Source organism: Psychrobacter sp. Ps2, assembly GCF_022129405.1.
Lineage (GTDB): Bacteria > Pseudomonadota > Gammaproteobacteria > Pseudomonadales > Moraxellaceae > Psychrobacter.
Genome location: NZ_JADQAM010000045.1, coordinates 25,895 through 52,222 on the forward strand (window position 1 = coordinate 25,895; position 26,328 = coordinate 52,222).

Genomic DNA, 26,328 nt, shown 5'->3' on the forward strand with positions numbered 1-26,328 from the left:
TGTAGACTGAGCGAGCCTGACGCTGTATCTGATTTATATAGGATTGACTATAGCAAGTGAATTCGCCAAGCTTTACTCCAACATCTTTATTATAAAATTCTGATCCGAGATATTTATGAAAATTAGCGAACAGTGGCTACGTCAGTGGGTAAACCCTACAAATACTAGCGAACAGTTAGCCGAACAGTTGACTATGGCAGGTCTTGAGATTGATGATCGCTATGCAGTTGCCCGTGCTTTTAGCGGTGTGGTTGTCGGTGAAGTCATCAGCGTTGAGCAGCATCCTGATGCAGATAAACTGCGTGTCACGCAGGTAAATATCGGTGACGCTGAGCCATTACAAATTGTCTGCGGCGCGCCTAACGTGACCGTCGGTATGAAAGCACCGGTTGCTACCGTTGGTGCGGTATTGCCAAGCGATGATGCCAGTAATGGTAAAGCGGGCTTTAAAATCAAAAAAAGCAAACTACGCGGTGTGGCCTCAAATGGCATGCTATGTGGCGCTTCTGAAATTGATTTAGTCGATGATGTAGATGGCTTGCTTGAGCTGCCTGAAGATGCACCAGTTGGTACCGATATCCGTGAATATCTAGGTTTAGATAATCAAATATTGGATATCTCAATCACCCCAAACCGTGGTGATTGCTTTAGCGTACGTGGTATCGCTCGTGAAATATCTGTCATCAACGACTTACCTGTACAAACGCCAGAAATCTCGGCCAATACCGCTGGTACTGCCGCAACACCAGCTGTGACAGTCGATGCAAAGGAAGCGTGCCCTCGCTATCTGTTGCAGTCGATTCACAATATTGATCGTAGCATCGATACTCCGAAATGGATGCAAGATGCGCTGGTACAATCAGGACTACGTTCACATAACTTCTTGGTCGATGTGACCAACTATGTATTGATGGAATTGGGTCAACCGTTACATGCGTTTGACGCAGACACGATCGAAGGTGATATCGTTGTACGTTTGGCACAGCCTGATGAAACCATTACTTTGCTGAATGAGCAAACCGTTACCTTGACGGGTGATGAGCTGGTGATTGCTGATGATAAGGGTGCCTTGGCACTGGCTGGTATCATGGGTGGTCAGCGTAGCAGTGTCACTGATAGTACCACCAATATCGTTGTAGAAAGTGCTTTCTTTAATCAGTTAGCTACCGCTGCGCGTGCACGCCGTTTTGGGCTACATACGGACGCATCACAGCGTTTTGAGCGTGGGGTCGATTTTGAATTGCCAGCATTGGCGTTGGCACGAGCTTGTGATTTAATCACCAGTATCACTGGCGGGGAAGCAGGACAAATAGTCATGGCCGAAAACCTTGAGCATTTGCCAGCACGCGCACCAATTACATTGCCAATCGCGAAAGTTCGTGATGTCATTGGGATTGATATTGAGCCATCTGAGATGGTACGTATCTTGACCCAATTGGGTTTTGACGTAGAGCAGCAGAGCGATTCACTAGTTTGCAAGCCGCCATCTTATCGTTTTGATATGAGTATCCGCGAGGATTTAATCGAAGAGATTGCTCGTATCTATGGCTATGACAATATTCCAAGCGTCCTGCCACATTTACAAGTCAGTATGGATTATGATGATACTGCGGATTTGACCCATGAGATGAAGCTATCATTAGTCGACAACGGCTATATGGAAGCGATTAGCTTTAGCTTTAGTGATGCAAAACTAGAAGCATTGCTTGACGACGAAGCGCTAGGAGAGGTGTTGGCACTGGCAAACCCTATCTCTAGTGATTTAGCCGTTATGCGTCGTACCTTGCTATCGAGCCTATTGCCTTGCGTGCAATATAACTTGAATCGTCAGCAGCCACGTGTACGCTTCTTTGAGACGGGTCTTAGCTTTGTTGGACAAAGTATTAGTGACTTAGTACAAACGCCAAGTATTGCTTTAGTCGCAGTTGGTGATATATGGAGCGAGCAAGCTTATCAAAACCGTGCCTTAGATTTTTATGACCTAAAGCATGATATTGAGCAGCTATTACCAGCACAAATCGATAGTGCACGTATCTGCTACGAGCGTAGTACGCTGAGCTTCCTGCATCCAGGACAAAGCGCTGAGTTATATATCGATGATATATATATTGGTTGGTTGGGCCAGTTGCACCCAAACACTGCTAAGCAATTAGATTTGCCGACTACATGGGTCGCTCAATTGTCACTGGCACCGCTATTGACGATTGCACGTGAGCAGCATGCTATCACGACACCAAGCAAGTTCCCGCAGGTACGCCGCGATATTGCTATCTTGGTAGACAGTGACATCAGTTTGCAGACACTAGAGACAACCGTGCGAACTGCGGCAGGTAATATGCTGACTGATCTTTGGTTATTTGATGTTTATCAAGGTGACAAAGTACCAGCAGGCCAGCGCTCACTAGCGTTTGCACTGATATGGCAAGACAGTACGCAAACGCTGTCTGATGAAGCCGTCAAGACTGCCACAGATAAAGTGGTACAAGCGCTAACTGACCAGCATTCTGTACAGCTGCGCGACAGCTAACACTTAGTAAGTATTATACCCAATGCTCTGTAGTCTTTTTACCATGAGGCTACGGAGCATTGCTATTCATAGAATAAGTTAAGTGGTTATTAATAAAGGATTTTAATGAAGACTTTGTTAAAAACGGTCAAAAAACCTTTATAATAGCTAGCCTTAACCCTCATACCGCTAAACCATGATATTCGACATCACGACATAGCATAGGAGTCGTACTGTGAGCACCTTAACCAAATCTGACATGATTGAGCATTTGATGAGTCACCTAAACCTAACACGCCAAGAAGGTCGCTGTCTGGTGGAGAACTTTTTTGATGAGCTGTCAGAGAGTTTGATTGATGGCAAAGAGGTCAAGCTTTCAGGCTTTGGCAACTTTGAGCTTAAAGATAAAAACAGCCGTCCAGGCCGTAACCCGAAAACAGGGGAGCCTGTTGCAGTATCCGCGCGCCGTGTGGTTACTTTTAAGACAGGGCAGAAATTTCGTCAGAAGGTTGACGAGCGTTTGTTTGATAGCTAATACCTAGTTTGGCACTGCGCTGAACGATAGTGTGTCTGTTTTATCGTGAGTTTATAAGAATGCTAGTGCGTATTTGCACTTAGTTATTTTTGCGTACATCTATATATTTAGATATTGCAGCACACATCGTATATTAGGGTTATCTATAAAGTAAAATCCTACTAAGAACATAAATGATAGACATAAAAAAAGAGAGCATAGGCTCTCTTTTTTTTACTACAGTTTATCTATTGTATGAACAATAAATTACTGAGCTTCTTCAACTACTACTTCGTCAGAAGCTTCAACAGCAGCAGTATCAGTTTCGCTAGCTACGTCAACGCTAGTAGTAGTACCGTCTACAGGTACTTCAGCATCGATTTCGTCAGTAGCAGTTGCAACTTGAGCATCAGCGATGTCAGCTTCAGCTTCAGCAACAGCAGCGTCAGCATCAGCAGTTACTTCGCCTTCAGCAGCAGCTTCGTTTAGCTCTTCAGAAGCGTCTTGCACTTCTTCTTGTGCGTCAGATAAATCTTCAGCAGCGTTTTCTTTGCTGCTATCACAGGCAGTAAGGCCCATAGTTGCAGTCATGATACCAGCTAGAGCAAGTAATTTAAGTTTCATATGGTTTTCTCCGGAAAAATGAAATGAGCAGTAGCAGCAACAAAGGTCGAAATCCGAGATTTCTCAGAATTCAACTAGTCTTAGTCGCAGCTACTCAGCTTCCACGCATTCTATAGGTTTTCTAAGTAAATAGAAATAGTCTGTACAATTAAGTAACAATAAAATTTAAAATAATATTTTACTTTGTCTATTCGATATACTTTTTAATACAAGAAGCCAGATTAATCAACGTATAATCAATGACATCAGAGGGATTGAGCGCTTTTTTGGTTCTTGTTTCTTATCTCGAATTTTTGATATTAACCCCGTTTTTATGGATAAAAATGAATTTAAATGGTGAGATGGTCATCCTGTATTACATAAATCCTAGTTAAGTTAGCAATTTTATAGGTTTCTCCTTGCTTTTAGGATAGTAGACTGGGTCATAGCGTGAATTAGCTGGCTAAATAATATATAACATCAGTAATGCTTAATAGAAGCAGTGGCTAATAGAAATAGTGAATCAATCTATATTTGAGGAATAGAATTATGAAATGGCAAGGTAGACGAGGCAGCTCGAATGTGCGTTCTAGCACAGGTGGCGGTAAGATGATCGGCGGTGGTATTGGCGGTATTATCATCGCAGGTATTTTATGGTTGGTATTTGGGGTAAACCCAATGACCGCATTACAGACAGGTCAAGCGGTTACAGGTGGTGGCAGTGAGTCATCTACCGAGCTGGCAACCAGCACAGACCGAGACACGCAGTTTGTGAAAGTTGTACTAGCAGATACAGAAGAAGTCTGGCATCAAATCTTTAACGAAGCTGGTAGCACTTATCAAGAGCCGTCATTGATTTTGTTTAATGGTCAGGTTAGCTCGGCATGTGGTAGTGCTAGCTCTGCAACTGGTCCATTTTATTGTCCAGGGGATCAGACTGTTTATTTGGATACGTCATTTTTTGTAGAGATGCGCCAAAATCTTGGCATATCAGGCGATCAGCAAGGCTCTGGTGGTGAAGAGAACCAAGGCAAGGCTGGCGATTTCGCACAGGCCTACGTGATAGCACATGAGGTAGGTCATCATGTACAGACACTACTGGGCATTAGCCAACAGGTCAATGAAGCTCGTCAGCAAGTGACGCAAGCACAGTCCAATAAGCTATCAGTATTGCAAGAGTTGCAAGCGGATTGTTTTGCTGGTGTATGGGCTCAGCGCAATCAAGAGCGAGTACAGTTTTTAGAAGCTGGTGATCTTGATGAAGCGGTGAATGCAGCTGGTCAAATCGGTGATGATCGTCTAGCGAAAGCGAGTGGTGGTGCAGTAGTGCCTGATAACTTTACTCATGGTAGCAGTCAACAACGTGTCGAATGGTTCACCCGTGGTCTAGAAAGCGGTAATGTACAATCTTGCGATACGTTCAGTGGTGCACTTTAACGGCCATACATATTAGTAGTCATGTATTTGACTAACGATGTATTTCTAATACTGATGTTTTTGATTATAAGTCTAGCGAATAGACTTATAATCAAAATTAAAACATAAAAAATCCTGCAACGAATTGCAGGATTTTTATTATCTTTTATCTGATATTACTTAATCAATTGTCAAATAATATCAGCGTAGAAAGATTTAGTTGTTGTCAAGAACATAACCACCAGCACCGCCAATCGCTGCACCAGCCAATGCGCCACGAGCGATATCTTTGCTGTCGCCTTTGCTTCTAATAAGAGCACCAGCTGCTGCGCCAGCGGTAGCACCTTTAGCTGTATTGCTCATACCGCTATACGAGTTACAACCAGTCATGATTAGGGCTGAGCTAGTAATTGCAGTCATTGCGATCGTTTTAGCAAATTTCATATTATCACCTATTAAGTCATCAAGTTTAAAATACAATACCTTCAAAATACTATGTCCATGATATTTTCAAGTATATTCCTACTGTCTGTCATAATAATCCGTTACCAATAATATAGTCGTAGTAAAAACGCTAATCTTTGCAAACGAGATGTAAGCGATGTTGCCGTACTGTATCATCAGCAATGCCTGTGAACGACAGTGCAGCATAGTTTAATTGGCTTAACTATTAATAGTTCGATACTGTCATAAAAAAGACTACCTATAGGTAGTCTTAATATCAAATCAAAGCTAAATATGGCTAGCAAACTAATCAAGAATTAGTTTTGTGATTTACGCTTCATTTGCTCAAAAAATTCATCGTTGGTTTTCGCTTCTTTTAGGCGATCCAATAAGAACTCAGTAGCTTGTACGCCATCCATCGGTTGAAGTAGTTTGCGTAAAATCCATACTTTACGCAGCTTGTCTTCATCCAATAGACGCTCTTCGCGGCGTGTACCAGATTTTTTGATATTAATCGCAGGGAATACACGTTTCTCAGCCAAGTCACGCTCAAGCGTAATCTCTTGGTTACCCGTTCCCTTAAATTCTTCAAAAATAACGCTATCCATCTTACTACCAGTATCAATCAATGCACTGGCAATAATGGTCAAACTACCACCTTCTTCCACGTTACGCGCAGCACCAAAGAAACGTTTTGGACGTTCTAGAGCATTGGCATCTAGACCACCCGTCAATACTTTGCCTGATGATGGGATAACCGTGTTATAAGCACGCGCTAAACGCGTAATTGAATCAAGTAAAATCACTACGTCTTGCTTGTGTTCAACCAAACGTTTGGCTTTTTCGATGACCATTTCAGCAACTTGTACGTGACGCTGTGGCGGCTCATCAAAAGTAGAAGCAACCACTTCACCGCGTACTGTACGTACCATTTCGGTGACTTCTTCTGGACGCTCATCAATCAATAGTACGATCAAATAGCATTCAGGATTATTACGAGTGATTGATTGCGCGATGGTCTGTAGCAACATCGTTTTACCCGCTTTTGGCGGTGCGACGATGATAGAACGCTGACCTTTACCAATCGGTGCAATCAAGTCGATGATACGACCAGTCAAATCTTCAGTGGTTCCGTTACCAAGCTCAAGTTTTAAATGCTCAGTTGGGAATAGGGGCGTCAGGTTCTCAAAGATAAGCTTATGACGTGAGCGATCTGGCGTATCAAAGTTGATCTCGCCAACTTTCAATAATGCAAAATAACGCTCAGAATCTTTTGGTGGACGAATCGTACCAGCGATACTGTCACCAGTTTTTAGACTGAAACGGCGAATTTGGCTAGGGCTGACATAAATATCATCAGGACCGGCTAAATATGAGCCTTCTGATGAGCGCAAAAATCCAAAACCATCAGGAAGAACCTCAAGTACGCCGTCACCATAAATGGCTTCACCGTTACGCGCATGGGTTTTTAGAATAGCAAAGATAATGTCCTGTTTACGGCTACGCGCCATATTATCAAGACCCATTTCTTTGGCGATAGCCAATAGCTCAGCGATTGATTTTTTCTTTAATTCAGTAAGATTCATAGATAGGTCATTAGCAATTGATCAGATGAGAGATGCCATTAGCAGCACAAGTCACGACAGTGATTAAAATAACGGTAATATGATGATATGGGTGTGTGCACAGCGCTGTAGTTTATGTAGTTTTGGTTTTATATGTCTGCTTATGTACGCATTGCCATCATTGGAGGCAAGGTAATAAGAAATAAGGATAAAAAAGGCTACATAAGAGTCTGCGTCAAAAACTCAATATCAGTAATTGCGTTTAGTCATTTTGTTCAGCAATGGTGTTTATAATGACGATTGTGTTTTTGTTGATAAACACGAGGAGAATAGCGACAAGATACTTAGGAAAACAGTTGGTTTTCTCTTGTCAGCAGACTATACGGTCTTCACAATAGCGTTGTCAATAAATTTTGCCAAAAAAGTCACATTATCGAGTTTTTTGCACAAAAAACAAGCAAAAAAGCCACTATCTTAGTCAGATAATGGCTTTCTCGCTTATTCTATTTTACCCGCTCAAGGTAACCTAGAGCGAGCAAATGTAACTTATAAATGCTTGTCTAGTACTTTAGCCAATTCAGCTTTTGGCTGTAGACCCATTACTGAGTCAACTTTTTCGCCATCTTTGAATACAAATAGCGTTGGGATATTACGAATACCGAAACGGCTAGCCGCTTGTGGGTTGTTGTCTACGTCTACTTTAACGATTTTAACTTTACCTTGGTACTCAGTCGCTAGATCTTCTAAAATAGGAGCAATGGCTTTACAAGGACCACACCATGGCGCCCAGAAGTCTACTAGTACAGGTACGTCTGATTGTAGAACGTCTTGATCAAAGTCTGTGTCGGTAGTATGTACAATAAGGTCTGACATAATTTTATCTCTCTTGTTTTATTACTTCTATCACCACTCATCAACATATGTATTGGTTTAATAATAAATCAGTTGGTGGTCAAAGAATTGTTTAGAAGGGGTGAAAATGTGCCATTATATTAACATGTTTGCCCTAATTTGACAGATACAGGCTGGTTAAATTGTTTAACAACTAGTATTAGCACAATAAATCGAAACGGTGCAGCACAAGAGTGTCTAATCTGTTATTTAATACGATTATCCTTATCAAAGTATGTATCTCAGCCAGATAGAAGTCTTATGTTTACCTCGTTTATATAGTAGCCAGTGATTAGTAGCTAGCGATATTAATAACGTTAAAAATCAGTCAAAGTTTTGCCCTTTTGTCCATATAACCGTTGTTCCTAAAATGGCTGTCGTGCCAAATATAGCTATCGTGTCTAAAATATTAGCCACCAAAAATCCTTATCTTAAAACCAATTTACATAAGTAGTTAAATTTATGCCTTTTACCGATGAAGAAGTTAATGCCCTCAATGCCCAAGAAGGCGCTTATCCGCTTGAGTTTTTTAAAAATTTTGCGCAAGAAATTACGGTTTACGAAGACGATGACATTTGGGTGGTTGATAAACCTGCAGGCCTATTAAGCGTCGATGGTAAAACACTCAAAGTCAGTCTGCTTGCTCGTCTTGAGCGTGCCAATCCAGCTGTCAAATTGATTCACCGCTTAGATATGGACACCTCGGGACTGCTTATTTTTGCAAAAAATGCAGCAGCGCAAACCAATATCAGTAAGCAATTCATCGAGCGTCTACCGCAAAAGAAATACCAAGCACGTGTTTTTGGTGAATGGGAGCAGGTCGGCGCAACTGGGGAGATATCGGTGCCAGTACGCTATGAGCCAAGTACCAAACCGCGCCATATCGTCGATCACGACTGGTCAAAGCATGCACTGACGTTGTATGAAGTTGTGGCTCATGAAACCTGTAATGGTGAGGCAGTTACTCGGGTCATGCTAAAGCCAGTCACAGGCCGCAGTCATCAGCTACGCGTACATATGGTGTATGTCGATCATGTGATGATTGGCGATCCGATTTATGCTGAAGGTGCGGCATTAGAGATAGCTCCAAGATTGAACTTACATGCACAGCAATTGCGTTTAAAGCATCCAGTACTGGGTGCTTGGATGGACTGGGAGAGTCCCTGCCCATTTTAAGAGTTAGATTTTACCGCTTGCTGTTAATAGATGCGATAAACAGCGGCTCTAAAGCCAGCTATAAAATGCCAGTCATGTAAATACAAGGATGAAAGTATGCTTGATATCACCACGACCAAACAGGCTATCAAAAACCGCTTTAAAGGTAACAAGTCAAAGACAGATAAAGTAGCCGACTATGAAGTATTGATCATCGGTGCGGGTATTGCAGGTATTGGTATGGCTTGCCGTTTACAGCAACAGCAGCATAAAGGCCTATTCGGTCATAAAGCTCCCAAAAAGCAAAAGCAGGTAAATTCGACTAATAAGCATAAACCTCCACAGCGCTTTGCTATCTTAGAAAAGCGTGCTGATTTGGGTGGTACATGGGATTTATTTACCTATCCGGGGATTCGCTCTGACTCTGACGCACTTACCTTTGGCTATAATTTTAGGCCGTGGCTTGATTATAGAATGCTTGCAGCAGGCGATGATATCAAACGCTATATCGCCGATACGGCACGCGAGTTTGGGGTGACCGAACATATTCATTATCGGCATGAAGTTCAGCAGATATCATGGTCTAGTGAGGATCAACAGTGGTCAGCAACCATCAAAAACTATGCAAACGGTGAGAGGTTTGTTAAAACTGCCAAGTTTATCGTAGGTGCCACTGGTTATTATGATTATGAACAAGGCTATCGCCCTCATTTTGATGGAGAGGAGGGTTTTCACGGTCAAATCGTTCATCCGCAGCACTGGAATAATCTAGACTATAATGATAAAAAAGTCGTCGTTATTGGTAGTGGTGCCACAGCGATGACGTTGCTACCTGCGCTAGTAGATAAAGACAGTAATCAGTGTGCGCGTCATGTCACGATGCTGCAGCGTACGCCGACCTATGTGGCAAGCGTGCCGGGTGATGACCATGCTATTGACTGGCTATCTGGCAAGTTTTCACCATTATCAAAAGAGCAGGCCTATACGGTACTACGCGCGCGTAATGTGTTGAGACAGCAAGGCCTGTACAAAGTTGCAACTCACGCGCCCAAGGTGATGAAGGCAGTCTTAAAAAATGGGGTGAAAAAAGAGCTGAAAGGTAGCGGCGTCGACAGCAAGCACTTTATGCCCGACTATAATCCATGGGATCAACGAGTATGTGCGGTGCCTGATGGTGATTTATTCAAAGCTTTACAGGACAAACGCGCAACAGTAGTGACCGATCAAATCGGCCACTTTACGGCAACGGGAATTATGCTGCAATCTGGCCAGCATCTCGACGCTGATATCATCGTTACTGCGACTGGCTTAAAGCTACAGATGTTGGGTGGGGCCGCGGTATATATCGACGGTCAGGCCGTCGATATCGGCACGCGTATGACTTATAAGGCAGTCATGATAGAAGGCATACCTAATATGGCTGCACTGTTTGGCTATACCAATGCCTCATGGACACTAAAAATCGATTTGGCTTGTCAGTATGTAGTGAGGCTACTGGGGTATATGCATAAAAACCGTTATCAAGTCGCCATGCCACAAGCACAGACTGCAGATATGACAGCCTGTGCTCAAGTAGATACCGTAATGGGTTCGCTATCGTCTGGATATGTCAGACGCGGCAAAGACGAGCTACCTAAGCAAGGCGATCGCTATCCTTGGTTCGTGACCAACAACTATCTAAGCGATAGAGTCATGCTTAAGTATCGTAAGGTAAAAGACGACTGGTTACGGTTCAGTCGTTAGTATCTTGGTAATTATTGATGATGATTGTCGATGAAATCGGCCACTTGCTTGCTTAACATCTGCCACAAGGTCTCTTGAGCGCTTTTGCTGCCCCATGCATTATGCGGACTAAAGATAACACGCGGATGGTCGCTGATACTGAGCAAAGGGTCATTATCGGCGATCGGTTCTTGTTCAAACACATCGCTAGCATAGCCGATGATTTGCTCATTATTAACCGCGTCAGTTAATGCTTGGCTATCAACGATGCCGCCACGGGCGACGTTGACAATGAGCGGTTGTTTAACCATTTTTGCCAGAGTATCTTTATTAATAAGATGCTCAGTTTGTTCGTTCAATGGGCAGTGCAGACTGATCACATCCGCACGTGCCAGCACTTCATCAAACGCGGTATAGTCGTCGCTGCGTGGTTCACGTCCTTGGTGCTCTGCCCACAGTACGGTCATACCAAAGGCACGAGCAATCTCGGTCACGCGCTTGCCGATAGTGCCAATACCAATAATACCTAACGTCTTATCTTCCAAATCAATCAGCGGAATATCCAGCAGGCAAAAATTACCGTTTGCCAGCCACGTGCCATCAGCGACTTTCTGATGATAATGAATACCAGCACGCATCGCTGTCAGCATGAGCATAAATGTGTGTTCGGGCACGCTTTTGACCGCATAGCCAGCGACATTGAACAGCGCAACACCGTGCTTATCGCAAGCCTCTTGATCGACGTTATTCATGCCAGTAGCAGTCAGTTGGATAAGCTTAAGTTTCGGTAATTGCTTTATCACCTCAGCACCAATCTGGACTTTGTTGGTGATAATAATATCGGCGTCTTTGCAGCGCTCAATGATGACAGCCGTGTCTTTTGGCGTGTCGTTATAAGTGATGTAATCGCTCACACCCATTGGCGCGGGCAGGTCAATACCTTCAGAAAAAGTACCTTTATCTAAAAAAACGGCTTGCATGGCTAATCCTTACTTATTGTTGTCTTATAGATAATTAGCGAATAAACGGCTATCGCATGATTTCTTATCGGCTTAATGTAGCACGTTGATATTTTTAGTCAAAAACGAATTGGCCAAATATCGATTGAATAGATATAAGCTGCTGTTGAAATAGGATAATCTGTATTATTTAACAATCGTATATTGGTCTGACATAGTATCGATTAAATAGCTGATAAAATCATAGCTATCGCAAGCTGCCTCTTGAAAAGTCAACTTAACGCACTCATCTACCCGCTAACGTTATATAATGGTTGGGCTTAACGATTGGCTTGATTGGTGTTGTGGCACTTCTTCTATGTCTTTTTGACATTTTATGGTGTGAACAACCTTATTTAGCTATTGTTAGCCGCCATTGCTGTTTTCTAAGCTATCTATCTAAATTTCATTATCTGAGTACAAAAGACATCGCCTTATGACTATCTCTATTGCTTCATTGCACAGTACTGAATTCGCCGTTGGTCAACGTTATTTATCTGATACGGAGTCTGAGCTTGGCTTAGGTGTGGTCATCGATGTTGACGACCGATGTGTGCATATTTTATTTCCGCAAAGTGAAGAGACACGCGTCTACGCAAAAAACTCTGCGCCATTATCGCGCGTGGTGTTTAAGGTGGGCGATAGCATCTACGACCAAGATGGCAAAAGCTATACGGTCAATGCCGTTGATGAAGTCATGGGCGTACTTAAATATGGCGTCGATGAGCACGAGGGCGGCACTGCTTCTAAAGGAATAATGGAAACCCGCCTTGCTGCCAATATCACGTTGGCCAAGCCGCTTGAGCGTTTGCTTGCTGGCCGTATTGAACGCGGTGACTGGTATGAGCTGCGTCAAGATATCCTGCGTATGCAGTCAGCGCTGGCAGGTCATCCACTAAAAGGTCTAATGGGTGCACGTGTCGATATCATCGAGCATCAGCTATATATCGCACATGAAGTTGGCAAGCGTATCGCGCCGCGTGTACTATTGGCTGATGAAGTTGGCCTTGGTAAAACCATCGAAGCGGGCATGATTATTCATCAGCAGTTACTAACAGGCAAAGCTGAGCGTGTGTTGATTTTAGTGCCCGATAGTTTGCAGTATCAATGGATGATTGAGCTGCGTCGTCGCTTTAACCTAAACTTTGCCTTGTTTGATCTAGTGCGTACTGCGGCTATCAAAGAACACGATCCTGAACAAAACGTCTTTGCCACTGAGCAATGTATCATTGGTGGCATGGATCTATTACTCGATCACCCAGACTTATACGATCAAGCGATGGATGCAGGGTTTGATTTATTGGTCGTTGATGAGGCGCATCATCTGCATTGGGATGAAGCACAGGGCGGCAATGATAAGTATGACTTGATTGCAGATTTCGCAGAAGAAACGCCAGGCGTGATGCTATTGACAGCAACGCCAGAGCAGCTTGGTGCGCAAAGTCACTTTGCCCGTTTGCGTCTACTTGATCCAGATCGCTTTGATGATTTGGATGAGTTTATCGATGGTCAAGAAGCTTTTGCAGAAACAGCAGCAGTTGCTGGCGTCTTAATAGAAGAAAAGCCATTGAATGAAGGTCAAATCGCTGCTTTAAGTAGCCTACTAGACATTAGTATTGAAGAGCTATCCTCAATCAATGAAGATGAAAAACTACGAACGCATGCACTAAATGAGCTGTTAGATCGTCATGGTACAGGTCGTATTTTGTTCCGTAATACTCGTGAGAGTGTCAAAGGATTCTATGGCCGTAGTAGTCAGCCATATCCATTGCCACTTCCTGAAGCATGGAAAGATAGCTATCAAACCAATGGCAAGTTGCGTGAGCAGCTATGGGGCGAAGAAAACCAACCAGACGGTGGCTGGCTAGAAGATGATCCACGTGTTTCTTGGTTGATTGATATTTTGCGCGGTGAGCTTAAGCATCAAAAAGTTCTATTAATCGCTCGTAGTGGCGCGACGGTAGAGAGTTTAGAAGCGGTGTTGCGTCTGCATGCAGGTATCAAAACAGCTATCTTTACTGAGCAGATGACTTTGCTTGAGCGTGACCAAGCGGCCGCATTCTTTGCTGATAGTGAAGGCGCGCAGATACTACTGTGTTCAGAGATTGGTTCAGAAGGTCGTAACTTCCAGTTTGCAAGCCAGTTAATACTATGGGATTTGCCTGCTAATCCAGATACGTTAGAGCAGCGTATCGGCCGTCTAGATCGTATCGGTCAGACGCAGCAAATTATGCTACATGTACCTTACGTACAAGGTACAGCGCAAGAGCGTCTGTATCAGTGGTATAACGATGCGCTGAACATGTTCAATCAGATATCGCCAACCGCACAAAGCGTACAAGAGCAATATATTCAAGAGCTTAAGCCAATGCTTGAGGGTGCTGATACTTCTGAGAACAATGTCATCTTGCAAGACATTATTGACGAGGCGCTACAGACACGTTTGGGACTAGAAGCACAGCTACAAGCTGGTCGTGATCGTCTGTTAGAGTACAACTCATGTCGTCCGCGTGTCGCAGGTCGTATCGCCGATGCTATGCGTGACTTCGATGGTAATAATTTGCTGCCGCACTTTATTGAGCGTTTCTTTGCCTCTGCCAATATCGATCACAATATCCAGCGTGATGGCTCGTGGGTGATCGCGCCTATCGATAGCACTGAGATTAGTGATTATATTGATGGCTTGCCACTTGGTGATGAAGACGGTATGACGTTGACCTTCGAGCGTGAGCAAGCGCTTCAGCGTGAAGATATCGAATTCATCACTCACGAGCATCCATTGATGCGTGCAATTTATGAGCTAGCGAGTACCAGCACTTTTGGTAACACGACAGTTGCCATGCTCAAAAGTGCCGCTGTTCCGCAAGGTATGGTACTGCTAGAGGTAAATTTCCGTGTTGAAGCAATCGCGCCAAAAGTGCTTAACCTGCCAGCGACTTTGTCCACGCAAAACATCCGTGTCTTTATCAGTGAGCAAGGTAGTGATTTATCGGCTCGTATCAGTGCTGAGATGATTATGCCGCACGTTGAGCGTTTGGACAAAAACCGTGCCCGCCAAGTTATTAAAGTACGCGGTGATGTGATTGAGCAGCGTTATTACGAAGCTGAAGACATCGCTCGTCAGCAAATTGCTGAGATTGGTGAGCAAGCAAGTAGCCGCTTCAGCCAGCAGTGGTCACGTGAAATCAAGCGTCTAAAACACCTACAGACGATCAATCCAAACGTACGCCCTGAAGAGATTGAGCGTCTAGAGCAGCTTAAAGCTCAAGGTGAGCAAGCACTTGGTAACTTATCGTTAGTGCCGGATTCTATTCGCGTACTCGTAGCAGTTAAGCCATAAACATCGACGTATTTTTCAAAAACGAGGTGTTATTATACATCTCGTTTTTTTATGGTTGAGATTACTTGTTTTGATCTTTAGTTGTGATTTATCTGGCAAAAACAGACAAGCAATACTTATGAGTAAGCCGACAGTAACTAGTCAAAGCCACCAATATTGGGTAAGATGTTTACCTTTTCTATAGAAAATAAATATTCGGTGATAACATCGCTAACGGTGTCTGTATGTTTATTTTAAGGTCTCCTTCGACAGATCTTAACAAGTGATCTCGCATTATTTTACATTCAAATATGATGGCTATATGGCATCAATATCATCAGATGCTGAGCGTTTTTGATAAAAATAAGGAAACATATCGTCATGTCCGATAATCTACAACTGATTGATGAGCTGCTGGCTACTATCGCGCTTATTGAAGTTACCCCTGATGTTTTTGAGGGTAAAAGCCATGACTATGTGGGCAGTCGTATATTTGGTGGGCAAGTGCTCGCTCAAGCGATTATGGCAGCGGCGCATACATTAGATAAAGACAAACCTTGTCACTCACTGCATGGATATTTTTTGCGTGGTGGCGATATCAACCAACCAGTGATATACCAAGTCCGTCGATTGCGTGATGGTCGTAGCTTGTCTGCACGTGAAGTCACGGCTATCCAGTACAAAGAAGTACGTGGTAAGCCGCCTGTTGAACAAGTAATATTTTCAATGATTGCCTCGTTTTCACCGATGGAAGATGGGCTTGAGTATCAAGAAGACATGCCTGTCTATCCACCGCCAGAAGACTTGCTGACAGAGCAGGATCTAAAAGAAGAGAATGTCGGAAAAGTGCCAGAAGCGCTAAAAGCAAGATTTATGCGCCGCCGTCATGTCGAGATTAAGCCAGTGAAGCCGCGTAATCCGATTAGCCCAGAACCTATGAAACCCAAGCAAGCAAACTGGCTACGCATTCGTGAGTTAGGCAATCAGCCAGTGGCTATTCAGCAGGCACTATTGGCATTCTCGTCAGACTTTTATTTGGTTGGTACAGGGCTGATGTCACATGGTGTTAGCTTTATGACCAGTGGTCTACAGGCCGCTAGTATCGATCACTCAATGCATTTCCATCGTGATTTTGATTTGAATAAATGGATGCTGTACGACATGTGGAGCGATACCACGTCTAATGCGAAAGGCTTGAATCATGGTCAGTTTTGGCAAGATGGCAAACTGGTCGCTACCGTGCAACAAGAAGGACTCATGCGTTTACGTGTGCCAAAATCTTAAAGTTATTTAAACCCAGTTATCTTTATGTTTGAATAAAAAAAGCGACTCACTATTAATAGTGAGTCGCTTTTTTATTGCAACTTTTTACTCTAGGATCTTAACCATCGCGCGAGGCAGTCCTAGGCTGTCTTGCGCTTTTTGTTCGGTTAGCCACTTAAAGTCAATTTCAGCCGCTGCTAACTTCTGATTTAACTCAGTTACCTGCGTCGCGTCAATCGTCAATTTACGCGGGGTTAGATACCAGTGAAAGTGCGTCAGCGAATGCTTGATAGGCGCATCATCGAGCAAGGTATTGCTAACTGATTTTGCCACCAGTTCATTTTTTATGAGCCACTCATTTATGATTTGCTCAGCAATGGTGAATTCTGCTTCGTATACTTTTTCATTACTACGTACGTCATTTGGCATATTCGATAGTTTGTCATCATTAGCTTCTACTTTCTTCGCAGTGTTACCACTCGTTTTACCATCAACTTTTTCCACGAACTGTAACGGCAAACTCCATAATCCACCCCAGATACCATTGTCAGGGCGTTGTAGCCACAATATATCACCATCTGCACTTTCGATTAGCAGTGCATCACTGAATTTACTAGGTTTGGGCTGCTTTTTTGCTTTGACGGGATAATCAGTCTCGCGCCCTTGCGCATGGGCTAGGCAGTCTTCTTTTAATGGACATAATAGGCAGGCAGGCTTGCTACGGATACATAATGTCGCGCCCATATCCATCATGGCTTGCGCAAACAATCCTGAGTTTTCTGTCGGTGTCAGTCGCTCTGCCAATGCCCATAAATCTTTGGTGGTAGCAGATTTAGTGATGTCACCGTCGATAGCGGCCCAACGTGTCAGCACTCGTTTGACATTACCATCGCAGATGACGCCATAATGATGCAATCCCATCGCCATAATCGCGCCAGCAGTCGATGGCCCAACGCCCGAAACCGCCTCCCATCCTGCTAGTGTCTGCGGAAAGTCCCCCGTTTCATCAATGACTTCGACCAGTTGCTTAGCACCTTTATGTAAATTACGTGCGCGTGCATAGTAGCCAAGCCCTGCCCAATGCTCTGCTACGGTATCCCATTCTGCTGCGGCCAAGTCCTGCACGGTTGGAAACGACGCCATAAAGCGTGCAAAGTAGGGCAGTACGGTAGTCACTTGTGTTTGCTGAAGCATGACTTCTGATAACCAAACAATATAAGGGTTGGGCGTATCGGTTTGGTGCTGTTGCCAAGGTAAGTCATGACGACCGTTTTCGGCAAACCAATCGAGTAGGCGTGGGGCGAAGGAGTTTAGGGAAGTAGGTGACTGAGAAAATTGAGTAGGCAAGAGTATTCCTTGTAAGTTGAACAGGGATATATAGGATTTGGAGTTGGCAGGAAAAAAGGTAAATAGATAAAACTATTTACCAATATATGAGGCTTAATTGTTTATAAATAAAGGGGATAGATAGTATCACTATAGAGAAGTAAGAGTTTATCGATAGACACTGTCTAAAGTCTCACCCAATTCATTTTTCCACTCAATCCATCCGTTGGTCGAACGTCCTGATACTAGTGCGCTAGCTCCACTGGGTGTCTTAAATAAATGGTTTTCAATGAGTTTATAGCTTTTATCGTTTACGGCTACGAGTTTGCCGCTACTGAGCAGACTCTCTTTTAATTTAGTCACGAATGGTGGAGCTGATGACGTTTGTGTTTGGCGTATTAAAGAGCCTGCTAATATTACAAAGCCATCGTCGTCATAGTATCCTTTAGCATCACCATCTTTTACCTTATAGTAAAACAGGGATGGAATAGGTTTCGTTGGAGCTTCATCGATTATTTGAGTAACTTTAGCAATGGTGGAATCAGTCGATTTGCTTTTATAAGTCTCGTTGCTATAAAGGCTATCATGAATAGCCAAGGACTCGAAAATAGGCTGTCCTAAAGTGGATAGTAAAACATCAAGAGTGTGGAATAATTCCTCGCAATCAGCCTTTAATGGGTCAGGTGTATGCGGTTTATTACCATTATTTCCATTTTTTAGTTCGTAACGTCCCACCTCAATGGCAGTTGCGATAGCCTTATGTTCCATATATAGCGCATGGGTTTGTGTCATAGAGTTATTGGTCGAAAGCATGACAAAAGCCCGTGTCCAGAAGTCTTTGTCATCATGTTGGTTAAGACGTCTTTTAAGATCGCCAGTTTGTCCAACATAAAGTAACGGCTTCTCTACACTATCGGTATCACCAATCAAAAAATACAAACCAACTTGATTGGCATCGGGCATCGCAAAAAAATCGTCAATGTGGATACGGGGGATTTCAATCAATCTTACTGTGCGAGTAGTCATCTCTGCCAAACGCAACCCACGAGGGTTACCTTTTGGCAGATAAATTTGGATGGTTTTAGCCGATGGTATTAATGGATTCATAGTAGCTCATATTATTGGTGAATCTACTTCCTATTCTTCCGTGTTTTCAAACGACGCAAGCGCTTTTCTTCCTCTTTCGCCTTTTTCTTCTCTTCAGCAGCGATGCGCTGTTCTGCGACGACGATTTCTTCAGCTTCAGTCATTGCTGGTGTTTCTAGCGTGATGCGACCAATCTTCGCGCTACGCAATTCGTTAATGAGAATCTCAGACATACGATAAGTATCGACTTGGTTGCCCGCGCGTACACAGCCGCGATTACGTCCAGCCACTTCAAAAAACTCCCAATCAGTCTTTGGCAGCTCTTCAATTTTATAGCGGGTTTTTAGCAGCTCAGGATAGGCTTGCATTAGGTACTCAGCGGTATAGCTTGCCACATCAGCGAAGTCAAAAGCCGTATCACGAATACCGCCTGTCGCTGCGAGACGATAACCTGAGTTTTCGTTTTCGACTTTTGGCCATAGCATACCGGGCGTGTCATAGAGCATGATGTCATCGTCTAGTTTAATCAGCTGCTGTGACTTGGTCACGGCTGGCTCATCACCGGTTCTTGCTACCGCGCGTCCTGCTAGCGTATTGATCAGCGTTGATTTGCCAACGTTTGGAATACCCATAATCATCGCTTTGATTTGACGACCAGTCCCGACTTTATTAGGTACTAGATGTTTACAGATGGCGATGATGCGTTTGACATCATTGGCTTTTTCGGTGTCGCAAGCAATGGCTTTGACCCCATCTTGCTGCTCAAGATAATCCATCCATGCTTGAGTTAATTCAGGATCGGCAAGGTCAGCTTTGTTCAGGATTTTGATAACAGGTTTTTCGCCGCGCAGTGCTGCGACCATTGGGTTTTCACTACTATATGGAATCCGCGCATCGATGACCTCGATGACCAAATCCATCTGCGGCATGACTTCTTTGATTTCGTTACGGGCTTTGTTCATATGCCCAGGGAACCACTGAATACTTGCTCTCTTATCCATCTGCTTTCATAACCTTTTATAAAAAATGCTAAAAGTAAAACAATCAACGTTTACTTTCTAATGGTGTCCAGTTTACTACAGAACCACCTTGCTCACGGCACAATTTCACCCAACCAGCTTTGTCATTACGCCTGATTTTGGTTTTCTGTTTCCTCGTGTGCTGGTGGTAATGGGGCAAGGTAACCAATCAATAGTATTAAGCTGCCTGCACCAAGGAAGGATATCACTCGCCAAATTGCCTCAGTCTGTGACAAATCTACCAAGACCAGCTTGAGAACGACAATACCTAATAATCCAATACCCATAAACCAAAGCGCGCGCTGCCAATAGCGGCTGGCAAGGATAGTGGCGACCAAGGCTAAGAGCGTCCATAAAATTGTCAGTCCAGTTTGTACTTGCTCGCTTTGCCATGCGCCGCCTTGATAGTCATTCCAAAGTGGCGTACCAATAAAGGCGTGTAGCGTTCTGACCAACATGCTGGAGATTAACCAAAAACTGATCAGTCCCAATATAATTAGCAAATTCTCAGTGGTGAATACGCGCTTAGATTTGGCAGCTGCACTCGAATCGATAACGGTATCATTGCGACGGCGTTTACTAATGTAATACAGACTAAAACCAACCGATAATGTCAACCATGATGTGATGTCATATAGGTTGAACAATGGAAAATAAGACATTCCCCAAATCACACCGTAATAAGACCAATTGGTCAGAACAACCCACAGTAAAGCAATGGGAGCAAAGATGGCAGCGCATCCTAATAGTGCCTGTTGCCAATCAAACCAATACAGTAGACAGTGTTTTGAAACTTTATTAGTTGATGTATTTTCTGCATTTTGATTGATATGACGATGATTTAACCATAACCCAAATAATATGAGTGTCGCTGAAAACAAGAAAGCCATCACGCCATCAGAGTCTGGTAGGCCATAATGCGCCGCGGCAGCGACAAGTAAGATGCCCGTACCTAGCCAGCTTGCAGCAGTATAGCGTGAGGTATTTTTGTTATCGGACCATGTATCAGACCATGTTTTTAGCCATAGCTGACCCATAACTAACCAGCCAATTATTAAGCTTAGAAACACTAGCCATTCCGCTGTTACCCACGTCAAATTCTGCTCAAACTTTTGTGGCAGTTGTAGTATTAGCATAAAGTAGAACAAAGCTAATAATCCATGACTAAGCTGTCTAGTTTCCGCCCACGGACGATAGCGATTGATGATCCAATAAGCGATCAAGCTGATGAGTGCTGCTAGTGCAATTACCGTCGTGCTTGATTGCCAGATATCAAACCAATGATGCAAATCAAGCATTAGTACTTGTAGCATCCAAGCCATCGCGGTCAGTGTCAAAAATTTGATAAATCTAGGGCTGTGCCAAACGAATTTGAATACGCGGCTCTGACTATTGATTGAGGTCAGCCATTGCTGCGCCGCTTGCGTACTGACACCCAGCGCACGCGCATAGCCAGTCAATACATCTGATGTGCCGTCCAGGGTTTGTGTTTTCATTACTGAGGATTGTGATTGTATGACTGAGGATGTTGTAGTGCCTTTATTGTTAAGGCTATTAAGTTTGTTACTACTATCTAAGCTATTAAGCAGTATAGCAGGGGAGTTGCTAGCGCGTAAGATAAAGACGGTCGCTAGATAACTGAGCGCTGAAATACTAAAGGCCAAAACGGGATAGTCTTTGCTAGAGACTATCGCTGTCGTCACTAGCATACCAATGCTGATGAGCTGCAATAGTAAGCCGAATAGCACCGACCACGATCGCAACGAGCGTCGTCCAAACCATACTAGCGCTAATCCTTGTACTGACCAGCCAAAAGCAATCCATTCAGCATCTAGCGCCAGCGGAATAACGAGCGCAAAAAATCCTAATCCTAACGCTAGCATGCCTTCGGTGATTAAAGCATAGCGTTTACTGCGTTGGATGAACAACCAGCCCACCCCAAGATAAACCGTAGCCAAAATGGCACTGGTAATCGTAAGGGCGTTAAAGATGTCGTTTAGTAAGGCAGAAAACAAACCAAAAGCCAGTAGTGGTACTGAAAATAGTAAGCCTGTATCAATAGGAAATACATAGGAGCTGCCTACATGGGCTTTGTCCAAGTGTTTTGTGTCATCTACATTATCAGCATGACTGAGGTATTTTTCGTTTAGCGCATTATAGGTAATGATTTGCTGCGCATAACGAATGACGACGAATAAGTAAAGCAGCCAGTGTAAGGTTACTAACGCTACCAATGTCCAGCGCTGCGTTTCAATGACGGCGCTCAGGTTTTCGCTGATACCCCAATAGTATGCCAAGCCAAATGTCACAGTCACACCGAATATATTCAATATTTTCCACGGTCGATAATGAGCAATGACGGCAATCGTGACGTTTAGCAGTAGATAATAGGTAAATAACGTGACTAAGCTACCAGTATCTCCACTGGTCAAAATCGGTGCAAAAAATCCACCCGATAATGCTAATAATGCCAATGGGAAGGCGTTTTGACGTACGGCGAGAGCAATGGTAATGGCAGACAATAACCCAAGCCCGATAAAGCTTGGGATACTAGGAATGATTTCATAAACACTGTAAGCAAAAAAGGTGCTTAGATAAGCAATCGCTAAGCCTGCGCCCTGTAGCGTAATCCCATATGAGAAGCGTTTTGCGGTCAGCTTTAATCCAAGCGCTGCCAATGCTAACCCTGTAACGCCAACTGCTATCAACTTCGTGGCAATCGAAATTTCGATATATTCGCTTAATAAGCGAAGCAGGAGCACCACACCTACCAATAGCACCAATACGCCGACTCGCACGACTAAATTGCCACCGAAAAACCAGTTTTTGATTGAATGAATCAGTGAGGTCACAATAGGCAATGAGCGTTCATCTGGCTCAATCGGTGCGGTAGACGCCGTGTTTTTCGTATTTATCGAGGCGTTATCGTCTATAGATTTATCGTCATAGATACTTGATGCTGCATGTATGGTTGAGTTTGAAGCAACGGTAGGAAGCGGTGGTGGCGATACAGGCAGCTGATTATCTGGATAAGAATGTTGTGAGTCAAAAGTTATTTCTTTAGCATCATTGTCTTTAGCGTCACTGTTTTTGCGATCATGATCGTTAGTAGCAGTGTTGCGTGCGTAATTGCTTTTATCGACGAAAGGTGCAGACGGAGGCGTCATACTACGATGTCTTTGCTGCTCAAGCTCAGCCTGCAGCGTCGTCACATCACGGCGTAAATGTTCGATTTTTCGAGCTGTCCTAGTATATAACGCGACCACTACGATCAATAAAATCGTAAAAGCCAGCCAGCCCAACTGGGTCACCATTAGATACAACATCTTCGTCACTCAATCCAGTTTATAGTAAAGTGATAATGACGTGATTTAATAAGAAGCACAAGACTACTCTGATTACTGGTTTAAAAGACAGATGCTAAAACGCTGCTCAAAATAAAAGGGCAGCTTAATAATTAAGCTACCCTTTTTAATAGTCTTTATACTAAATCGTTTCTTATGCTAAATTGGCTTTCATAAACTCAAGCATGTTTTCCCAGCTTTGTTTAGCAGCTGCTTCATTGTAGCCAAGATCTACTTCATTTTTGGCTGCGCGCTCATCAGCATGCGGATTGGTAAAGCCATGCTTAGCGTTGTCATAAACATCGATAGTGTAGTCAACATCAGCAGCGTCTAGCTCAGATTTGAGACCTTCGATAGCATCCATTGATACCATTGAGTCATCACGGCCATGAGCAACCAACACTTTTGCTGCAAAGTTTTTGTCTGCTGGCTGTTTTGGCGTTGGGTTACCATGGAACGTAGCAACCGCTTTTAGTGGCATGCCTTCGCGAGCCATATCTAGGACGACTTTACCACCGAAGCAGTAACCGATTGCGCCTAGGTTGTCACCATCGACTGATAACTGATCGCTGAAATCATTCAAAATTAAGCGGCAGCGTGCCATTAGCATGTCTTGATCGGCCAGTACTTGCTCCATCCACATGTTTGCCTGCGCTGCATCAGTAGTTAATTTGCCTTCACCGTAAACGTCCATAGCGACAGCCGCATAACCTGCCTCTGCCAAACGCTCAACCACTGATTTTGGATGATCGACCACGCCCCACCATTCTGGTGCCACCAAGATACCTGCTGCTGGATTTTCATCTGAAGCATTTTCTGGTAGTGCTACATAACTGATAAGTTCTACACCGTTCTCGGTAGTACTGATTAATTCAAAAGTCTTAATTGACATATTATTGTCCTTTTTTATATTGTGAGTTTTAATTATTCGTCATTGTGATGGTTCGTTTTTCTAACTCGTACTACCTTAACGCCCATGTCTAGCAAAAACAGCTATAATACTGTAACGCTCTTTATCAAAATGCTACTGCGACTTTATGACTATAAATTTGTTAAACAAAAATAATGACCAGTCTGACTTGAACTTAGGTCTCGATGCAGCGGCCAAGCCTGCGCAATCGGTAAGTTTGTTCCCTGATAGTACCGATGTCGATTCTAATGCTAGTTCTAAGTCTGAGCCACTACGTCCGCAGTTTTGGTCGCGATTTGCGTTAACAGAACTAAACCATAGCGAGTGGGAAGCACTGTGTGATGGTTGCGGCAGTTGTTGCTTGATTAAGTATATCGATGAAGATGAAAGTGGCAATGTGGATGAGGAGATGGTCGAATATACCGATGTCACCTGCCAGTTGATGGACTGCGCGACGGGATATTGCAGTCACTATGCAACGCGTCAAGAGCACGTGCCAGACTGTATTCAGCTGACCATGGACAACTTGCCCAACATGATGTGGCTGCCATCGCATTGCGCCTATAAGCGTCTGTATAAAGGGCAGGGCTTACCAAGTTGGCATTTATTATTGACTGGGGATGCTGTGGTGACACAACAACAAATGCGAGCGGCCAACGTGGGCGTCGCTGGTCGCTGTGTCACGGAAATCGGTATGTCTGATGAAGAAATGGAGACGCGGGTGGTTAACTGGGTCAATCCTTAGTCTACAATTAATTAGATGCCTGAGCAGTAGATTTAGCTTTCGCTTCAGCACTGGCTTGCGAGTTAGCCAATGCTGGTATCGGAATATCTTGACGAATCTGCTGTGAGAATCTGCGGCTGTTTTTATCTCTATCGATATCAGACTGTGAGTTGACTTGATTGTCAAAGCCTTTTGCTTTTGGGTTGATATGAGTACGCTCATACCACGTATTCATTGACCAAGGCTGGTTGTCCTTTTCTGGCGCCGCATCCAACATGCCTACATCATATAGATAGTTCGGTAACCAACCAGAGACCCAAATTCGATAATCCCATGGCAAACGATCGCCACTGACGATACGCGCCATATAAAAGATAATATTGGTACAGTTGCTGAGCAATGTATTGTACCAAGCAGGTTTAGCGTTCAAATCATCAGCCGCCGTTAGATAAGATTCAAATAGCGACCTCACTTCATGCTGCTGCAAATTACTGATAGGAAACAGATAAACCTGCTCGCCGCGCGCATTGCTGCGAGTGTAAATAATATCGCGCTCTTCTGCGGCAATCAGGCTCAGCTCATAACGTCGAAAAAACCCAGCCAGCGCTGAAAAAGACTCGCCGTCTTCTTTACGTATCTCAAATGAGAAGGCAAGTGGTCTATCACCTTCAAATCGAAAGCTAACTAAGGTATGAGCGATTAGTGGTCCCATCCAATAAGAGTTGGTCACATCAACGCCAGAGAGTTTAGACAGATCAATCGTACGGGTATCCCAATGCTCGGTAGCGTCTTCTTCAGTTTGCCAATCAAAGTTACGAACATTGGTTAAAGTAATCAAGTCAGGGTTAGTCGCATCGCGCTCATAGGAGACTCGTTGGTCGACCTCAGCCATCCATTCTCGATCTTGTTTCGGTTCGATAGAAAAAAACCAACCTAGACCCACAAGCCAAATAGCGCCATATACGCCGATAAGCAGCTTGGTTGCTGTGCCTTTACCAATTGATTTTTTATTAGATAGTGAGTCACTGTGCAATACTTTCGTTACGGCATCCCAATAACGTGTACTTAGCAGCGCAGCTAATATACCTACAATCGCTATCGTCGCAAGCCAAGTCAATACTGAGCTGACGCCGTATTGATACCAAATCGCGAGTAACAACCATAGCGCTGATAACAGTAACGTAACGGCAATTAAAAAAGTCATAAGACGCTGGCGCCATGTAGACTTTGGCTGATTGCTATTTGATGAGCTGTTTTTTGATATTTCGCGTTTTAAGTCAAGACTCTCTAAACCACGGCTCTCTAAACCACGACTGTCTGTCTGTCGACTACGCGTATGCGACGAGAGTAAGCGAGAAAAAACGGAACGTAACGACATAGGGTTTGCTTTGATAAATAAAGGCTTTGACCATAGCAAAGTTTATAACACGCTGACAATACAATTTGAGTGAATTTGTCGTTGAATGTCGGTGAGCCTTGCGATAAAGTGAAGCTAATTTGTACTAGCAAATTTGTTATTCATC

The 26,328-nt window shown here is 43.7% G+C and carries 19 protein-coding genes; 8 read left to right on the forward strand and 11 right to left on the reverse strand.

The genetic code is table 11. The annotated features are described in order from the left end of the window. Positions 1-115 precede the first annotated feature (115 nt). Positions 116-2,527 carry a phenylalanine--tRNA ligase subunit beta gene (gene pheT / locus I3254_RS05250; RefSeq protein ID WP_238051895.1) on the forward strand — a complete coding sequence of 804 codons (2,412 nt, stop codon included), beginning with the start codon at positions 116-118 and terminating at the stop codon, positions 2,525-2,527. Positions 2,528-2,741: 214 nt separating this feature from the next. Then, positions 2,742-3,041, forward strand: coding sequence for an integration host factor subunit alpha (locus I3254_RS05255; RefSeq protein WP_057761935.1), 300 nt, complete (start codon positions 2,742-2,744; stop codon positions 3,039-3,041). Positions 3,042-3,287: 246 nt separating this feature from the next. Here I3254_RS05255 and I3254_RS05260 read toward each other — a convergent pair whose 3' ends face one another. Beyond that, positions 3,288-3,644 (reverse strand): hypothetical protein, encoded by a 357-nt coding sequence (locus tag I3254_RS05260; protein ID WP_238051898.1) that lies wholly within the window; start codon positions 3,642-3,644, stop codon positions 3,288-3,290. Between the two features lie 528 nt (positions 3,645-4,172). On the opposite strand from I3254_RS05260, the gene I3254_RS05265 reads away from it, so the two are divergent. Beyond that, on the forward strand, positions 4,173-5,060 hold the full coding sequence (locus I3254_RS05265; protein WP_238051899.1) for a neutral zinc metallopeptidase: 888 nt from the start codon (positions 4,173-4,175) through the stop codon (positions 5,058-5,060). A gap of 195 nt (positions 5,061-5,255) precedes the next feature. Here the strand turns inward: I3254_RS05265 and I3254_RS05270 are convergent, their stop codons facing one another. From I3254_RS05270 to trxA, 3 genes are all read right to left on the reverse strand, one after another. Then, positions 5,256-5,483 carry a hypothetical protein gene (locus I3254_RS05270; RefSeq protein WP_101204904.1) on the reverse strand — a complete coding sequence of 76 codons (228 nt, stop codon included), beginning with the start codon at positions 5,481-5,483 and terminating at the stop codon, positions 5,256-5,258. Between the two features lie 317 nt (positions 5,484-5,800). Continuing rightward, positions 5,801-7,069, reverse strand: a complete 1,269-nt coding sequence (gene rho, locus I3254_RS05275) for a transcription termination factor Rho (protein ID WP_055125334.1) — start codon at positions 7,067-7,069, stop codon at positions 5,801-5,803. A 525-nt stretch (positions 7,070-7,594) separates the two neighbouring features. Continuing rightward, the gene (trxA, locus tag I3254_RS05280; RefSeq protein ID WP_057761928.1) at positions 7,595-7,921 is read right to left on the reverse strand and encodes a thioredoxin; all 327 of its coding nucleotides are present in this window, start codon (positions 7,919-7,921) and stop codon (positions 7,595-7,597) included. A gap of 480 nt (positions 7,922-8,401) precedes the next feature. Between trxA and I3254_RS05285 the strand changes: the two genes are divergently transcribed. Then, positions 8,402-9,115 (forward strand): RluA family pseudouridine synthase, encoded by a 714-nt coding sequence (locus tag I3254_RS05285; RefSeq protein ID WP_238051901.1) that lies wholly within the window; start codon positions 8,402-8,404, stop codon positions 9,113-9,115. A 96-nt stretch (positions 9,116-9,211) separates the two neighbouring features. Next, positions 9,212-10,837: an NAD(P)/FAD-dependent oxidoreductase gene (locus I3254_RS05290; RefSeq protein WP_238051903.1), complete on the forward strand. Its 1,626-nt coding sequence runs from the start codon at positions 9,212-9,214 to the stop codon at positions 10,835-10,837. An 11-nt stretch (positions 10,838-10,848) separates the two neighbouring features. On the opposite strand, the gene I3254_RS05295 is transcribed toward I3254_RS05290, so the two are convergent. Continuing rightward, positions 10,849-11,796, reverse strand: coding sequence for an NAD(P)-dependent oxidoreductase (locus tag I3254_RS05295; protein WP_238051905.1), 948 nt, complete (start codon positions 11,794-11,796; stop codon positions 10,849-10,851). A gap of 454 nt (positions 11,797-12,250) precedes the next feature. On the opposite strand from I3254_RS05295, the gene rapA reads away from it, so the two are divergent. Both rapA and I3254_RS05305 read left to right on the forward strand, forming a co-directional pair. Beyond that, positions 12,251-15,154, forward strand: coding sequence for an RNA polymerase-associated protein RapA (gene rapA, locus I3254_RS05300; protein ID WP_238051907.1), 2,904 nt, complete (start codon positions 12,251-12,253; stop codon positions 15,152-15,154). 360 nt (positions 15,155-15,514) lie between these two features. Beyond that, positions 15,515-16,417 carry an acyl-CoA thioesterase II gene (locus tag I3254_RS05305; RefSeq protein WP_057761915.1) on the forward strand — a complete coding sequence of 301 codons (903 nt, stop codon included), beginning with the start codon at positions 15,515-15,517 and terminating at the stop codon, positions 16,415-16,417. 84 nt (positions 16,418-16,501) lie between these two features. Here I3254_RS05305 and mutY read toward each other — a convergent pair whose 3' ends face one another. The 5 genes from mutY to I3254_RS05330 form a co-directional block, all read right to left on the reverse strand. Next, positions 16,502-17,743, reverse strand: coding sequence for an A/G-specific adenine glycosylase (mutY, locus tag I3254_RS05310; protein WP_238051910.1), 1,242 nt, complete (start codon positions 17,741-17,743; stop codon positions 16,502-16,504). A 147-nt stretch (positions 17,744-17,890) separates the two neighbouring features. Then, on the reverse strand, positions 17,891-18,829 hold the full coding sequence (locus I3254_RS05315; RefSeq protein ID WP_238051913.1) for a GIY-YIG nuclease family protein: 939 nt from the start codon (positions 18,827-18,829) through the stop codon (positions 17,891-17,893). Positions 18,830-18,852: 23 nt separating this feature from the next. Beyond that, positions 18,853-19,809: a ribosome biogenesis GTPase YlqF gene (ylqF, locus tag I3254_RS05320; protein WP_238051915.1), complete on the reverse strand. Its 957-nt coding sequence runs from the start codon at positions 19,807-19,809 to the stop codon at positions 18,853-18,855. Positions 19,810-19,934: 125 nt separating this feature from the next. Further along, complete coding sequence (locus tag I3254_RS05325) at positions 19,935-23,141, reverse strand: DUF2339 domain-containing protein (RefSeq protein ID WP_238051917.1); 3,207 nt, start codon at positions 23,139-23,141, stop codon at positions 19,935-19,937. A gap of 184 nt (positions 23,142-23,325) precedes the next feature. Beyond that, positions 23,326-24,063 carry a dienelactone hydrolase family protein gene (locus I3254_RS05330; protein ID WP_102078159.1) on the reverse strand — a complete coding sequence of 246 codons (738 nt, stop codon included), beginning with the start codon at positions 24,061-24,063 and terminating at the stop codon, positions 23,326-23,328. 235 nt (positions 24,064-24,298) lie between these two features. Between I3254_RS05330 and I3254_RS05335 the strand changes: the two genes are divergently transcribed. Further along, a complete protein-coding gene (locus tag I3254_RS05335; RefSeq protein WP_238051946.1) occupies positions 24,299-24,826 on the forward strand; it encodes a YcgN family cysteine cluster protein in 528 nt (175 codons plus the stop codon). Between the two features lie 7 nt (positions 24,827-24,833). Here I3254_RS05335 and I3254_RS05340 read toward each other — a convergent pair whose 3' ends face one another. Continuing rightward, positions 24,834-26,183 (reverse strand): DUF4105 domain-containing protein, encoded by a 1,350-nt coding sequence (locus tag I3254_RS05340; protein WP_238051919.1) that lies wholly within the window; start codon positions 26,181-26,183, stop codon positions 24,834-24,836. Positions 26,184-26,328 lie beyond the last annotated feature (145 nt).

Coding starts and splice junctions, on each gene's coding strand:
- I3254_RS05330 (WP_102078159.1), bottom strand. CDS start 24,063: ATGTCAATTAAGACTTTTGAATTAATCAGTACTACCGAGAACGGTGTA.
- I3254_RS05265 (WP_238051899.1), top strand. CDS start 4,173: ATGAAATGGCAAGGTAGACGAGGCAGCTCGAATGTGCGTTCTAGCACA.
- I3254_RS05295 (WP_238051905.1), bottom strand. CDS start 11,796: ATGCAAGCCGTTTTTTTAGATAAAGGTACTTTTTCTGAAGGTATTGAC.
- I3254_RS05305 (WP_057761915.1), top strand. CDS start 15,515: ATGTCCGATAATCTACAACTGATTGATGAGCTGCTGGCTACTATCGCG.
- pheT (WP_238051895.1), top strand. CDS start 116: ATGAAAATTAGCGAACAGTGGCTACGTCAGTGGGTAAACCCTACAAAT.
- I3254_RS05260 (WP_238051898.1), bottom strand. CDS start 3,644: ATGAAACTTAAATTACTTGCTCTAGCTGGTATCATGACTGCAACTATG.
- trxA (WP_057761928.1), bottom strand. CDS start 7,921: ATGTCAGACCTTATTGTACATACTACCGACACAGACTTTGATCAAGAC.
- rapA (WP_238051907.1), top strand. CDS start 12,251: ATGACTATCTCTATTGCTTCATTGCACAGTACTGAATTCGCCGTTGGT.
- I3254_RS05315 (WP_238051913.1), bottom strand. CDS start 18,829: ATGAATCCATTAATACCATCGGCTAAAACCATCCAAATTTATCTGCCA.
- I3254_RS05270 (WP_101204904.1), bottom strand. CDS start 5,483: ATGAAATTTGCTAAAACGATCGCAATGACTGCAATTACTAGCTCAGCC.
- I3254_RS05325 (WP_238051917.1), bottom strand. CDS start 23,141: ATGGTGACCCAGTTGGGCTGGCTGGCTTTTACGATTTTATTGATCGTA.
- rho (WP_055125334.1), bottom strand. CDS start 7,069: ATGAATCTTACTGAATTAAAGAAAAAATCAATCGCTGAGCTATTGGCT.
- I3254_RS05290 (WP_238051903.1), top strand. CDS start 9,212: ATGCTTGATATCACCACGACCAAACAGGCTATCAAAAACCGCTTTAAA.
- ylqF (WP_238051915.1), bottom strand. CDS start 19,809: ATGGATAAGAGAGCAAGTATTCAGTGGTTCCCTGGGCATATGAACAAA.
- I3254_RS05285 (WP_238051901.1), top strand. CDS start 8,402: ATGCCTTTTACCGATGAAGAAGTTAATGCCCTCAATGCCCAAGAAGGC.
- I3254_RS05340 (WP_238051919.1), bottom strand. CDS start 26,183: ATGTCGTTACGTTCCGTTTTTTCTCGCTTACTCTCGTCGCATACGCGT.